The organism is Arthrobacter sp. MPF02, from assembly GCF_046605375.1.
In the GTDB taxonomy this organism is placed as follows: Bacteria; Actinomycetota; Actinomycetes; order Actinomycetales; family Micrococcaceae; genus Arthrobacter.
The window spans coordinates 448,598-461,118 of sequence record NZ_CP176772.1; the positions used below are offsets into that span (position 1 = coordinate 448,598).

At 61.7% G+C, this 12,521-nt stretch carries 13 protein-coding genes, 1 tRNA gene and 1 pseudogene; 5 read left to right on the forward strand and 10 right to left on the reverse strand.

From position 1 onward, the window contains the following. The first annotated feature begins 48 nt into the window (after positions 1 to 48). Positions 49 to 828 carry a phosphate ABC transporter ATP-binding protein PstB gene (pstB, locus tag ACLH0K_RS02120; RefSeq protein ID WP_138138202.1) on the forward strand — a complete coding sequence of 260 codons (780 nt, stop codon included), beginning with the start codon at positions 49 to 51 and terminating at the stop codon, positions 826 to 828. 52 nt (positions 829 to 880) lie between these two features. Here pstB and ACLH0K_RS02125 read toward each other — a convergent pair whose 3' ends face one another. The 4 genes from ACLH0K_RS02125 to ACLH0K_RS02140 all read right to left on the reverse strand — a co-directional run bounded on the left by ACLH0K_RS02125 (position 881) and on the right by ACLH0K_RS02140 (position 4,048). After that, positions 881 to 1,288, reverse strand: coding sequence for a hypothetical protein (locus ACLH0K_RS02125; RefSeq protein WP_411375230.1), 408 nt, complete (start codon positions 1,286 to 1,288; stop codon positions 881 to 883). A gap of 179 nt (positions 1,289 to 1,467) precedes the next feature. Beyond that, positions 1,468 to 2,481, reverse strand: coding sequence for an anion permease (locus ACLH0K_RS02130; protein ID WP_411375231.1), 1,014 nt, complete (start codon positions 2,479 to 2,481; stop codon positions 1,468 to 1,470). After that, positions 2,482 to 3,099 carry a DUF47 domain-containing protein gene (locus tag ACLH0K_RS02135; protein ID WP_411375232.1) on the reverse strand — a complete coding sequence of 206 codons (618 nt, stop codon included), beginning with the start codon at positions 3,097 to 3,099 and terminating at the stop codon, positions 2,482 to 2,484. A 289-nt stretch (positions 3,100 to 3,388) separates the two neighbouring features. Further along, the gene (locus tag ACLH0K_RS02140; RefSeq protein WP_411375233.1) at positions 3,389 to 4,048 is read right to left on the reverse strand and encodes a hypothetical protein; all 660 of its coding nucleotides are present in this window, start codon (positions 4,046 to 4,048) and stop codon (positions 3,389 to 3,391) included. A gap of 166 nt (positions 4,049 to 4,214) precedes the next feature. Between ACLH0K_RS02140 and ACLH0K_RS02145 the strand changes: the two genes are divergently transcribed. Then, positions 4,215 to 4,287, forward strand: a tRNA-Lys gene (locus tag ACLH0K_RS02145). A gap of 133 nt (positions 4,288 to 4,420) precedes the next feature. Here the strand turns inward: ACLH0K_RS02145 and ACLH0K_RS02150 are convergent. Together ACLH0K_RS02150 and ACLH0K_RS02155 are read right to left on the reverse strand one after the other, a co-directional pair. Next, positions 4,421 to 4,849 carry a PP2C family protein-serine/threonine phosphatase gene (locus ACLH0K_RS02150; RefSeq protein WP_411375234.1) on the reverse strand — a complete coding sequence of 143 codons (429 nt, stop codon included), beginning with the start codon at positions 4,847 to 4,849 and terminating at the stop codon, positions 4,421 to 4,423. A gap of 693 nt (positions 4,850 to 5,542) precedes the next feature. Next, positions 5,543 to 5,899, reverse strand: coding sequence for a DUF3140 domain-containing protein (locus ACLH0K_RS02155; RefSeq protein ID WP_411375235.1), 357 nt, complete (start codon positions 5,897 to 5,899; stop codon positions 5,543 to 5,545). Positions 5,900 to 6,382: 483 nt separating this feature from the next. Here ACLH0K_RS02155 and ACLH0K_RS02160 point away from each other — a divergent pair, with 483 nt between their 5' ends. Next, the gene (locus tag ACLH0K_RS02160) at positions 6,383 to 6,835 is read left to right on the forward strand and encodes a hypothetical protein (protein WP_411375236.1); all 453 of its coding nucleotides are present in this window, start codon (positions 6,383 to 6,385) and stop codon (positions 6,833 to 6,835) included. A 105-nt stretch (positions 6,836 to 6,940) separates the two neighbouring features. On the opposite strand, the gene ACLH0K_RS02165 is transcribed toward ACLH0K_RS02160, so the two are convergent. Beyond that, positions 6,941 to 7,168, reverse strand: coding sequence for a hypothetical protein (locus ACLH0K_RS02165; RefSeq protein WP_411375237.1), 228 nt, complete (start codon positions 7,166 to 7,168; stop codon positions 6,941 to 6,943). 435 nt (positions 7,169 to 7,603) lie between these two features. Between ACLH0K_RS02165 and ACLH0K_RS02170 the strand changes: the two genes are divergently transcribed. Next, positions 7,604 to 8,191 (forward strand): VOC family protein, encoded by a 588-nt coding sequence (locus ACLH0K_RS02170; protein WP_411375238.1) that lies wholly within the window; start codon positions 7,604 to 7,606, stop codon positions 8,189 to 8,191. A 309-nt stretch (positions 8,192 to 8,500) separates the two neighbouring features. Here ACLH0K_RS02170 and ACLH0K_RS02175 read toward each other — a convergent pair. The 3 genes and pseudogenes from ACLH0K_RS02175 to ACLH0K_RS02185 form a co-directional block, all read right to left on the reverse strand. Next, positions 8,501 to 9,306: pseudogene (locus ACLH0K_RS02175) on the reverse strand (AAA family ATPase). Between the two features lie 2 nt (positions 9,307 to 9,308). Next, positions 9,309 to 10,691, reverse strand: a complete 1,383-nt coding sequence (locus ACLH0K_RS02180) for a Mu transposase C-terminal domain-containing protein (protein WP_411376537.1) — start codon at positions 10,689 to 10,691, stop codon at positions 9,309 to 9,311. 6 nt (positions 10,692 to 10,697) lie between these two features. After that, positions 10,698 to 11,294: a recombinase family protein gene (locus tag ACLH0K_RS02185; RefSeq protein WP_411375239.1), complete on the reverse strand. Its 597-nt coding sequence runs from the start codon at positions 11,292 to 11,294 to the stop codon at positions 10,698 to 10,700. A gap of 228 nt (positions 11,295 to 11,522) precedes the next feature. Between ACLH0K_RS02185 and ACLH0K_RS02190 the strand changes: the two genes are divergently transcribed. Next, positions 11,523 to 12,185 (forward strand): TetR/AcrR family transcriptional regulator, encoded by a 663-nt coding sequence (locus ACLH0K_RS02190; protein ID WP_411375240.1) that lies wholly within the window; start codon positions 11,523 to 11,525, stop codon positions 12,183 to 12,185. Positions 12,186 to 12,521 lie beyond the last annotated feature (336 nt).

A 12,521-nucleotide genomic window follows, 5' to 3' on the forward strand; every position in this document is an offset into this window, starting at 1 on the left:
GGGGCGGGAACCTAGACTCAATTCATACCCAGTAAGTGAAGGAACACCATGTCTAAGCGCATCGACGTCAAGGACCTGAACGTGTACTACGGCGACTTCCTCGCCGTGGAGGACGTCACCATCAACATCGAGGCCAAGTCCGTCACCGCGTTCATCGGCCCCTCCGGCTGCGGAAAGTCAACCTTCCTGCGCACCCTCAACCGCATGCACGAGGTCCTGCCCGGCGCCCGCGTGGAAGGCGAGGTCCTGCTGGACGGCGACAACCTGTACGGCGCCGGCGTGGACCCGGTGACCGTCCGTTCGCAGATCGGCATGGTGTTCCAGCGGCCCAACCCGTTCCCCACCATGTCCATCCGCGACAACGTGCTGGCCGGCGTCAAGCTGAACAACAAGAAGATTTCCAAGGGCGAGGCAGATGTCCTCGTTGAGCGCTCGCTGAAGGGCGCCAACCTGTGGAACGAGGTCAAGGACCGCCTGGACAAGCCCGGTTCGGGGCTTTCCGGCGGCCAGCAGCAGCGCCTCTGCATCGCCCGCGCCATCGCCGTGGAGCCGCAGGTGATCCTGATGGACGAGCCCTGCTCGGCACTGGACCCCATCTCCACGCTGGCCATTGAGGACCTCATCAACGAGCTCAAGGACCAGTACACCGTGGTGATCGTGACCCACAACATGCAGCAGGCAGCGCGCGTCTCGGACAAGACTGCGTTCTTCAACATCGCAGGCACGGGCAAGCCGGGCAAGCTGATCGAGTTCGGTGACACCCACACCATGTTCAGCAACCCCGCCCAGAAGGCCACCGAGGATTACGTCTCCGGCCGCTTCGGGTAAATCACCCTCCGTCCGGCCCTCCCGGCAGCGCTGCAGGCGTTCCCGGGCGGGCCTATTCCGGAACTTCGAGCTGGAAGCCGCAGCGGCAGCGCAGGACCCTCGTAGGCAGGCAGACGGCGCTGAGCCCGCTTCCGCTGCTGCTGTTGCGGTAGCAGAGCCGCTCAATCTCGAACTCCGCTTCCTCCATGGGGAAGCCGCAATGGATGTAATCGTCGCCGAACATAATGACCTTGGCCATCCACCGCACCTGGTGCAGGGCAGCGGCGACGTCTGCCGCGTAGGCGAGGTGCTCCTGGAACAGGCTGCAGTCGTTGCAGGTATAGGACACCGTCACCAGGTCGCCGCCCGCCGCGCCCATTGCGGTGATGGCGTGGATGGTCAGGTGGTGTTCCGTTCCGCAGTTTTCGCATCCGAGTTGCCGGGGCTGGGGCAAGGGACGCCGGGAGTTCGAGGTAGACATAACGCCTGATCTTTTCCGCGATGTGCTTCCAGGCCGCCGGTGGCTGCAGCGGCGAACGCCCAAAGGCCTGCACACGGCGGCGGGCGCAAGTCCCGGGGCTCCAGTGCCGGGGGACGTACTTTTGAATTTACGTCACCAGCCGTCCGCTGTATAGGGGAGCGGAACCCCTTGCACACGCCTCAGGCGGCCAGCGGTGACAAGGCAAGCGCCAGGATGAACGCCAGGGCGGCCGTCGCGGCAGGGGTCAAAGCCCACAGCCCAAGGATGCGGAACACCAGCTTGCGGTGGGTCACGGCGAAGTTCTGGTTTTCTCCGGCGCCCAGGACCGCCGAGGTGACGGTGTGTGTGGTGGACAGCGGCCAGTGCAGCGCGATGGCGCCCACAAACAGCATCACGGCGCTGTAGATCTGGGCCACGGATCCGCGTAACGGGTCTATCCGCGTAATCTTGTGGCCGATGGTGTGCGAGATCCGCCAGCCGCCGAAGAGCGTTCCCGCGGTGATCATCACGGCGGACAGCAACGCCACCCACACGGGCATCGTCCCGCCGTCGGAATAGCCCGCCGCCAGCAAGGCAAGCAGCAGCACTGCGCTGACCCGCTGGCCGTCCTGCAGGCCGTGGCCGAAGGCCACCGCGCCCGCCGCGATGGCCTGGCTGCGCCGGAACCGCTGGTTCACCACGTTGGGCTGGGTGTATCGCGCGGCCCAGGTGGCCGGATACACCAAAAAGAACGCGAAGCTGTAGGCCACGAGCGGGGACAGCACCAGCGGCAGGACCACCTGGAACAGCAGGGACTGGTCCACGCCGCCCACTCCCGTGCCGCCTACGGCGAGGCTCGCCAGGCCGGCACCTGCCAGGCCGCCCACCAGCGCGTGTGTCGAGGATGAGGGTATGCCGCGCCACCACATCAGCAGCCCCCATGCGCACGCGCTTACCAGGCCGGCGATGAGGATGCTCAGGCCGCTTGACCCCGGCGGCAAGGTGATCCAGTGCTGGCTGACGGCAACGGCAAGGCCCGCGCTGAGCAGGGCGCCGATGAAGTTAAAGAACGCGGCCAGCAGCACGGCGATGCTGGGCGTGAGGGCCCTGGTGCGGGTGGCCAGCGCGACGGCGTTGGAAACGTCGCGGAAGCCGTTGAGGAACGCGAAGGCCGCGGTCACCAGGACCACCGCACCGAAAATTACGGGCGCCACTCAGGATTCCTTGACGATGATGCTGCCCACCTGGGTGGCTACGCGCCGCATGTCCTTGGTGACCTCCACCAGCTGGTTGGCGATGTCCCGGTGGCGGGAGTACTGCGCCCACTTCATGTCGCCGATCATGTCCGCCACCCACACCCGGTGGGTCCGCTCCGCCCGCTTGGCCAGCCGGAGGATCTCGATCCAGTAGTCCTCAAGGTCGTCCAGGTTGTCCAGCCGGCGCATCGCATCCACGGTCAGCTCGGCCTGCCGGCCGATGATTTCGAGCTGCTCTGCGGCGCGTTTGGGAAGCCGTTCCAGTTTGTACAGGGCCACCAGTTCGGCGGCGGCGTCCATCTTCTCCATGGCCTCATTGAGGTACCGGGAGAGGGCGTACATATCTTCGCGCGGGAGGGGGTTCACGAAGCTGGTGCGCATGTGGGTCAGGAGCGCGAAGTGCAGTTCAGCGGACTTGGCCTCGTGGTTGTGCATGTCCTCAACGAGCCTGCCGTGCTCGGCTGCGGGGAGGCCGAGGATTTCCGCCAGGGTGCCGCTGGCGTGCACGATCTGCTGCGCCATCTGCGTAAGGAGGTTCAGCCCGGCGGGCTCCTGGGGAAAAAGGCGCAGCTTCACGTGGTTCCGTTTCCGGGAAAAGTACATTGCGGGATTGCCGCCGTGTGACTTGACCCCGGCAGGCAACTGACGCCAACTCTACCGGCCCGTAACTGCAGCGTAGAAATGGCCGAACCGTCAGCGGGCAGAAAAATGGTGCCGAACCGGATACGCCTCTCGGCGGTAGGCCGCTCTAGGCGGCTGAGTGTTGAAGCCCGGGGGTTTCGCGGTTCGGCACCGGTTTCAGTTTTCTACGTTGCCGGGCGCAAGTCAATCTTGACAGCGGGCCGACGGCGGGGCAGTCGCCAGCTCAGTCCAGTTCGCCCAGCCGCCATGCGTTGGCTGCGTGCTCCAGGTCCTCCGCTGTTTTGACCAGCTGGTGCGAGTTCCGGGTCAGCTTGCTGGCGTGCGCTTCATTGGCGTGTTCGGCGCCGTCGGCGATGGTCGCCTGGCCCAGCGCCAAAACCCGGCAGAAAGCAGCGGAACGTTCCAGCGCGACATCGAACTCGCCGTCGAACGCTCCGGAGAGGATGGCGTCAGCCATGGCGGTCATTTCGTCGGCGCCGGGCGGCTCGGCCGCGCCCGCCACCACGTTGGAGACCTGCGCTGTGTCCCGGCCCGCGCGGAAATAGACGGAGATGCGCTCAGGGTCCTGGACGGTGGCTGCGCGCAGGGCGTACAGCCGCCAGAGCGCGCCGGGCAGGGAACGGGCGGGGCTCTCGGCCCACATCTCGGCGATGGCCTCCAGGCCCTGTTCATCGGCGAGCTTCACAAGGCGCTGGGTCACCACGGGGTCGTCACTGTCCCGGCCATGGCGAACCAGGGCTTGCGCGGCCAGGTGCGCTGCCTCGGAAACCCGGGCGGGATCGGCGCCGCCGGCGAAGGGCTCGAAGTCGATGGGAGCGAACGGCTTCGGCTTGTGGTGCCGGTGCGCGCCGCTGTAAGGACCGGATCCTGCTTGCTGGCTCATGCCCCCACGCTACTCCTGTGCGGTGCCCGAATCGAGCGTCGCGGCGCCTTCCGGTGAGGCCCGACGGCGGCGCCCGGCGTGCGTGCCGAGGCGCCGGAACCATGCGTTAGAGTATTAATGTCCAGAAATGGAATGGGCCGTCCGGGCATGTTTGACCGGACGGCAGGGGCCTTTAGCTCAGTTGGTAGAGCATCGGACTTTTAATCCGTGGGTCGTGGGTTCGAGCCCCACAGGGCCCACCGTTTAGCAGGTCGGAGGCATACAGCCTCCGACCTGCTGGTGGTTTTGGGACCTATCCGCGAAGAAGCCCAACAGGGAAGCGCTCCTAAAAGCGGGCCTTACCCAGCAAGCCCCACTGTTTGACAGGGGTTGTTAGGCCAATCGCCGGATGGCGAGGAGGGTGAGGTCATCGGTGGGGTGCAGCGGGGCGTTGATGAGCGCTTTGATTGACGCTTTTGTGTCTGTGCCCTGTGCGGTCAGGTTCCACAGTTCGTCCTGAAGCCGCTGGATGTCGTCGTTGACTAGTTCGAGGATGCCGTCACTGGGCATGATGAGCGACTCGCCTGGCTTGAGGAGGAGTCGTTCTGTGGTCCAGCGGTAGTCAGGCATGATGCCGAGGGGCGGTCCGCTTGCCCGAAGTTGGGTGGCCTTTCCCTCAGCTGTGAAGTGGTGGGCGATGCTGTGTCCTGCATCCGAGTAGCAGACTGTACCGGTTTCGGGAAGTTTGATTGCCCGCAGCCGGGACTGCGGGAGGGCCGCCGGGACATCTATTCGGTCGTATCCGGTCGGTCGTTCCGGCATCCGGTTGACGCCTGGCCACGAGTTGGACGAGCTCCTCCTTGTTCTAGTGCCCCCGAGGCAGCCCGCGCGCGGCGCAACAGTTTTCAGCTGCTCGGTTCCGGAGTCGGGACATGCTACAACACACGTATAACCGGGGCGTGGCACCATTTTGTGCGGCGAAAACCCAATTGGAAAGGCGGTTTATCCGGCGCATGGGGTTCTTCCCGTTTGATCGCCAGCCCACCGACGTTCCCGGCCTGGCTCCTCGCGCTGATGGCTGTGAGGGGTCATGACGATGAATTGTCTGTATGCACTGGAATCACTTTTAAAATCGCGAATCTTTCCGGCTCCTACGAGTCAATTTCGTACGGGCACGGAGCCAACGAGGCCAAGAGCGATTGAGCAGGAGCGTGCCGTTGGGAAAGAGCTTATTGTTGGGCTTTTTTGAGTCACCATTGCCGGGGCCCGTCCTAATTCATGCGGCGGGCCTTAAACACGGCAGCCGTTTGAAATCCATGCTGAGCAGTCAAGCGGGTAAGACGACGAGGGCCATAGGGCGAGGGTGCACCTAGCGCTGGAACTTGACGTTCCATGCTGCCCCCACTGGTCCGGGGCGGGTATTGCAGTTCGCAACAACCAACGGTCCCAGGGATATTTCCGTGGTGCTCTTCTTTGCGAGGCCTTTATTCATCTGATGTGGCAGCTCTGAAATGATTATTCCTTCGACGGGTCATGTCCCCAATTCATAAGCGAATACCGCCACCTAGAATTCTCAATATCTTCTTTTGCTGGCCTTTGAGCCTTATGCCGCTTTATATAAGCATTGACTTTCTTTATATGCCCAAGATCATCATCGTTAAGGTCGCCTTCTTTCTTAGACAAGATATCCAGGATCTTCCTCCCCGACTCATGTCCGATAGATTCGGTTCCATCCGCATCGGTCTTCTTGTCACTCGACGTGCCCTTTTTAATGCCTACTGATTGAGACTCATCTGTTTGTAGCCATTCTTCGAGCTCTTTTGAGGTCATATTCACTAATGATTTAAAATCGCTATACGCTTCATCTGCCATAATCTATTCCCTTTTGAGTGCGCAAGAGGTCTATTAGTCCATCCCGCAGTTGGCCAGGGCGGTGCGATGCGGTCAGGGCCAGTCGGAGGGCTGGAAAGTCATCAATGATGACTGTCGTTCCGGGATGTCCGGGAAAAGTGAACTCGGGCCTCCCGTCTCGGGAGTAACCGTTGCCGGCAGACCGGCATCGGACTCTGGATCTTGCATGTTCTCATGCATCCCCCTAAACACTTGCTGAAATCTTTCGACGTAGGTGGCGGAGGTGTCAACACTTTCATAGAGACTGATGTGTTCAAGGCAGGCACGTGCAGAAAAAATGGTCCTGGATGGCGGGCATGACGTTCCTGTCGAAGTGTCCCCGTTGAATTCATTCCGCCGCCAAGGCGTGACCATGTATCCGGAAGTCAGCAATCAGATGCTTGCGGCGCATATTCCGTCCAAGAATGATGTAGCGCTGGCATATTTGAAGCGCCGTGACGAGTTATGGATGACGGGGTCCGTTGTCCGGGAAGCCGAGAGCAGGGCGAAAACCCCGAAGATCAGCTCTTGGCTATTTCCGATGTGTACGACCAGTGGTTTCGGGACGATGATTTCGAGGCGTGTTCATTTGTAAAGGTGCTGCTGGACATGGGGGCGGACCACCCTCTGGGGCGGGCGAGTATTGAGTACCTGGGCAGGATCCGGGAACAGGTCCAGATCCAAGCCAGGGAGGCGGGCTTGGAGGACCCTGAAGCGTTTTCACTTTCGTGGCTCATTTTTATGAAGGGCACCATCATCGCCGCCGCAGAAGGTGACACACTGGCGGCCCGGCGGGCTCAGCGGATGGCCCGGGCACTGATCGCCGATTACCGGAAGCAAAGCTTCACAGCATTGGGCGGTCAACGGGACGCCAATCCCGCGGCCGTCACGGTCACGGCCAAGCTCACCCGTTTATGAAGTAAGGCCCCTCCTAAACAAGAGCGTTTTACGCTTAAAAGGAAAGCCGGGCCGGCTTGGGGACACTTACCTGTCATAGGGGGCGGACATCAGGCGGTTCGGGCGTCAGGCCGATCTCGGAATGGCATGGTAGGTTGCCGCCTCGGTCGCGTCCACAACTTCCAGCGCCGTCATGTGCGCGACGGCGGCGACTTGTCGAACTAGTTTGGCATGCATCACTGCAGCCGCGATCGCCAGCTGCAGCTCGGCCGGTGGGCCGCCCGGTTCGATACCAAGCGGTTGGCGTCCTGCAGCGGCCTTTGCCACGGTCAAGATGTCGTCATCGTCATCCATCGGAATTCCCCTGTTCCGCCAACGTTTTTCACTTCAGCACCAACGGGTGATTCCATGAGCTGATGCCCTGGCCCTCGACACTGAGACAAGGTTTATCTGAAGACAGACGAGTCCGTCAAAAGGGGGTTTTGAGTTTCTTGCTGCGCCGGAGTGCCAGGGGCGGGTCGTCCGTAGCAGGTGCAGATGTTTCCAATGCTTCGATTCCATGAAGGGGCGCTGATCGGCCCCAGTTCCCTCGGAAGGTGGGCAGGCCATTATTAGGAGCACACCACCCCGTGGTTTGTTTTTACGGCCTGGCACGTCCATGTCCCTGCTGTGCAAGCTGAGCATGGGCACGAATGGCATCTTGAGCAAACCGGTGACGCGACGCTTTATCGGCTGTGCCGGGTGATGCGACAATGATGACGGCCCGTGGCGAAAGTAGAGGAGGAGGACGTGGTCGATCCAGTGGGCGATATCATCGGCGATTATAGGGCATTTACCGCGCAGCAGCGCGATCGCCTGCTCGTGCGAGGTATCGACATCGCGTCGTACGAGTTGAGCCACCTCGCCGTCCGTGTGCCTGAGTGGGACCAGTATGTCCACCTGCGGACCCTGCTCGAACGCCACGCCATCGCCAATATGGAGAACGTTTGGAACGGGCGGCCGATGTCCATGATCCTTCTTGCGGAGCCGCTCCGCGTCCTTAATGGTCAAGTGATCCCGCTCATCGAGCTCATCCCGCCCGTCCACCAGCGCGTCTACAAGATGGGCATGGAGCACTTTGGTGTGGTTGTGGGCGAGGAAGTTGACGCGTTCTCCCGGCGGCATCGCGAGGCGCTGACCGGCCAGCAGTTCCAGAGCCAGTGGAACGAGCCGTATTACGTCCTGTTTGAGGATTTCACGCACGTTAAGTTCCACCGGCGCCCACTTCGCGCGGTAATCGAGCTGCAAGGCGGGACGTTCGACGGTATTCAACATGTTGACGGCTGGGTCCCGCAGAGGCTAGTGACGGCAACTGGCCCGAACCCTCTGCCAGGTTAAGGAGCCCATTAAAAGGGCGCTCCTTGGGGGAAATAAGTGAATTGACAGCGTCATAGGGTTTCAGCGAATCCACGGTTTTACAACCTAAACTGCGCGCAAGGCATCAACCACCCCAGATCTGTTCGGTGTTCAACTACTCGGAAGCCACGCCGTGATCCGAAGTGAGCGAGAAACAGCGAGTAGGCGAAAACGACCGTTTCTAGGACCGGCTTTTGGACGTGTTGGGGGGAGAGGCCAGTAGAACCGCAGTTCCATAGCAGCTGTGGACGTTGGCGTTATGTGGCGGCTTTTTGTGTTTGCTGGATGTCGCTAGTTGCCGATGACGAGGATGCTTGCTGCTGCTTCTACGACGTCATCGGTGATGGTTTCGAGTTGGTTGATTTTTAGGACGCGGGTGATCTGTGGGAATAGCCGTTCGAGGAGACGGAAGTTGCCACGGGTGATGCGTTCTACTGCGGCGATTGCCTGGGCGTCGGTAAAATCATCCGGGTCGAGGGTCCGTTCGAGGCGTTTCCAGTGTCGGTCCAGAACGAAGAGGAGTTCGTCCCTGCCGAGGGAGCGGTACCGGTGGGAGAAGCCGAGGCGGCTGTATAGCTGGGGGTAGTGCCGGAACCGTTGGTCGATGCCGGGCATGCCGATGAGAATCATCGGCAGGTGGGTTCGGTCGTGGTTGTCACGGAGGAGTTCAAGGGCTGTCGCGTTAAGCCGTTCGGCTTCGTCGATTATTAGCAGCTCCACGAGTGTGTGACTCTGTTCATCGAGCGTGGTGCGGCATCGAGCTTGTGCAGGTGTTCGTCAATGCACGAGCCAATTCTCACCTGGTACCGGTGGATGTCCTCCATAAGTGTTTTGGGTCGGCAGAGAACGTCCGGGGTGTAGAAGACGGTCCGGGAGCGGTTGGCCAGGGTGTAATGCTTCTCGTCCTGGTCGCCGCGTGGTCCCCACTCGGTGATGTAGGGCTCAAGGTCATCCCAGTTTGCGTAGCGGCGCGCGGAGAGTGTTTTACCCACCCCGGCGTCGCCGTGGCAGATCCCTATAGTTCGTTCTTTTCGGACTGCGTTGGCGAACTCGTTGAAGCGCCTGTGTTCCTTGGTGACGATAAAGGTGGGGTTCATCATTAGTCCTCTTCGTAGGTGCGCAGCCGGCGCCGGCGCCGTACTGGTTCAGTGACGTGGGGTTCTTCACGGCTGGTAACTGATGGAATGCGGTCGTTGATGGTGCGCCGCAGTTCCCTCCGGCGCGCTCTGCGTGCGACCTCGATGTCACGCAGGCTCAAACGCAGGTTGGGGTGATCTTCGTCAATGGCGACGCAGATAAAGGTGTCGCGGTCATAGACCCGGATCTCGGATACGTCCCGCGGGTCGTAGCGGATGGTGACAGTTTGCCCAACGAAGGGCGCCAGCGTCGGCGAGAGGTAGCGCTGGCCTTGAAAGTGGATGCCGTCGCGCTGCACGGTCCGGTTCTTTGGAACGGTCAGGAGAAGTCCGTCGAGGTCCTCCAGGGATTCGGGCATCCGGGGAAGCCAACCGTCCGCGACCCAAGCATCCCGTGGTGAGACACCAAGTTCGCTGTGGGGCCGATCGTTGTAGGCGGCGACGAAACCGCCGGTTGCGCGATCAAGTCCCGGGAGATCGAGCGCGGGCTGTGGCTTCCTGCTCCCCGGTCCCAGATGCCCGGGGAGCGTGGAGAGAACTTCGGTGTTGATGGTCCCGAAGAACCGCTCGATCTTGCCTCTGCCCTGGGGACGGCCGATCGTCGAGTGGATGATGCGGACGTGCAGCTCGACAGCAGTGTGTTCAAGGTGATGGCTCGTGAAGTCGGAGCCGTGATCCACGTGCAGGATGTCGGGCAGCCCGCACATTGCCCAGCTGGGGTCGCTCTTGCGCCAGATCGCCTGCCGGAGGGCCAGGGCTGTGTTCAGTGCTGATGGTGCACCGGTGAAGACCGTGTAGCCGCAGAGCGCCCGGGAGTAATCGTCCATCACTGTCGTCAGCCAGGGCCGGTCTGGCTTGCCGTTGGCGCCCTTGATGAGGATGTCGAGTTGGGTGTGGTCCGCTTGCCAGATGTGGTTTGGACGCTCGGCCCTGCGGCGAAGGACAAGTTCATGCCGGTCCCTATACGATGCGGGACCTTCGAGAGCCAGGGTCACCAGGGCGGGGTCCAGTGCCTGGACGATTCCGCGGACGAGGGAGTAACTCGGCGCCGGTGCGCCTCGTCTGCCAGCTTCGGCCGCCGTAAGTCGGTGCAGCGTTGCCATGCTTGGGCGGGGCTTCGTCAATGCAAGTCCCTCGATAAACCTAACGATTCCTGGGTCTGTTCGCCGCGTGCCGGCATCGGCGCGCGGTCCGAAGTCGAGAGCACTCGCACCACCAGCCCGGTAGAGCCGGAGCCAACGTTGAAGCGTGCGGGTGCTGATCCCGGTTTCACGGGCGAGGGCGGCAAGCGGGATCTGGTCCTCGACGTGAAGTCGAAGGACTTTCCAGCGCTTATCGCCGTCCAGGGAGACCTACGTTCTGGTGCTCTCGCGGGCGGCGAGGGCTTGCTGGTGGCGGTAAAGAGTGGCACGGCTCCAGCTAACGAGACGGGCGGCGTCTTCCGCGGTGCGTCCCTTCGCCCGGGCGTCCTGCGCGATCGCCAGCTTGTCCGCAATGACAAGCGGATCCGTCAGTGGCCGGCCAAAGCGTGTTCCGTTCTGTCTGGCGGCGGCGATGCCGGCATTGACCCGCTCGACGATCAGCTCGCGCTCATATTCGGCCAAGGTGGCGAGCATGTTCAGCATCAACCGGCCTGTCGAGGTCGCCGGGTCGATACCGTCTGAGATTGATCGGACTTGGACGCCGCGTTCTCTCAGCAGGTTCACGGTGTTCAGCACGTCGATCAATGACCGGCCCAGCCGATCGACCCGCCACACGACGACGGTGTCGCCCTCCTCGGCGTACTCGAGGAGCCTCTTCATCCCGGGCCGTTCGATCGCCGTCTTACTCCCGGAGGTTACGTCGGCGAAGACGTCGCGCTTTTGCACGCCGACGGAGAGCAGAGCGTCGAGCTGCAGCTGGGCATCCTGGTTTGCAGTACTCACCCGTGTGTAGCCCAATTGCCTCATCAGGCCATTCTGACTCTAAAAGTCCGTCACGAGGCTATGCTGAGACGATTTTCGGTGAGACGTGTTTCCGGGACATCGGCCAGCCCGGTTTTCCAAGTCCGCAGCTGGCTCCTCCGGACGCCCCGAACAGTGTCTCAAAAAGCTTTACGTTTTCAAGACATGCACTGGCGGAGTCTTTTCCTCCCGTGTCCGTACTGACCGGTCTGTATGGGCATGTAGGATGTTCCCGTGATAAACCACATTCAAGGTCCTGTAGCTGAAACAGTTGCTGATCCTGCCCTTTCTGGGCGTGCTCCTGCTGGGGCGCGGCAGCGCATTATTGCTGCAGCGTGTGAGTTGTTCGCGGAGCGTGGCATCCGCGATGTCGGCATAGCTGAGCTGATCTCCCGGGCGGAAGTGGCAAAGGCAACGTTCTACGGGCATTTTGCTTCCAAGGACGATCTGGTCCTTGAATTCCTAGGGCGTTGCCACCAGGACCAAACCCTGGAAGGGATTATCGCCGAAACGAGCCGTCGCGCTGAGAGCCCACAAGGACGACTGCTGGCCATTTTCGATGTTTTGGACGGGTGGTTCCGCCAGCCTGATTTCCAGGCTTGCGCTTTTGTGAGCACCATGCTCGAAATGGGGGTCAACCACCCTTTGGGCGAAGCCTCTGCAGGCTACTTGGCCCAAGTGAGGGTGTTTATCAAGGCCTTGGCGGAGGAGGCAGGCCTTGACCGGGCGGACGAGTTTGCCCGGTCCTGCCACATCCTCACCAAGGGCTCCATCATCTCTGCGGTTGAAGGCGATCAGGAAGCAGCCGTGCTGGCTAAACACATGGCCTCAGCCCTGATCTGCGCCCACGGCGGCGCCGTCCCGACCCCCACGCCCCTCGCAGGCGCCCGGGCGTAAGGACTAACATTTTGCGGCCGCTTATGAAGGCCGCTGCAGGTGTACCAAGCAGGTCTAAGCGACAGGAAGCAGGAAACGATCCACATGGAAACTTTGGACTACACGTCATTCGTTCAGGACTGCATTGCCGCTGACACTTCGGGTGACCACAGGGTCACCGAGGACGCACTGTATGGGCTGTATCTGAGCTGGTGTTTCCTTAACCGGCAGCAGCCAGCGCCGTGCACATCATTTTGGGCAGCGATGTCAAAGATGGGCGTTGTCAACGAACGGAAAGGCGCCCCCGGCCGCTACCTCCGGCCCGGACTGCGAATGACCGGCCCCGCCGCCGTTGAC

Excerpts from the sequence above, each read along its gene's own strand:
- pstB (WP_138138202.1), top strand. The coding sequence starts at position 49 with ATGTCTAAGCGCATCGACGTCAAGGACCTGAACGTGTACTACGGCGAC.
- ACLH0K_RS02125 (WP_411375230.1), bottom strand. The coding sequence starts at position 1,288 with ATGTCTACCTCGAACTCCCGGCGTCCCTTGCCCCAGCCCCGGCAACTC.
- ACLH0K_RS02140 (WP_411375233.1), bottom strand. The coding sequence starts at position 4,048 with ATGAGCCAGCAAGCAGGATCCGGTCCTTACAGCGGCGCGCACCGGCAC.
- ACLH0K_RS02150 (WP_411375234.1), bottom strand. The coding sequence starts at position 4,849 with ATGCCGGAACGACCGACCGGATACGACCGAATAGATGTCCCGGCGGCC.
- ACLH0K_RS02155 (WP_411375235.1), bottom strand. The coding sequence starts at position 5,899 with ATGGCAGATGAAGCGTATAGCGATTTTAAATCATTAGTGAATATGACC.
- ACLH0K_RS02160 (WP_411375236.1), top strand. The coding sequence starts at position 6,383 with ATGGATGACGGGGTCCGTTGTCCGGGAAGCCGAGAGCAGGGCGAAAAC.
- ACLH0K_RS02165 (WP_411375237.1), bottom strand. The coding sequence starts at position 7,168 with ATGGATGACGATGACGACATCTTGACCGTGGCAAAGGCCGCTGCAGGA.
- ACLH0K_RS02185 (WP_411375239.1), bottom strand. The coding sequence starts at position 11,294 with ATGAGGCAATTGGGCTACACACGGGTGAGTACTGCAAACCAGGATGCC.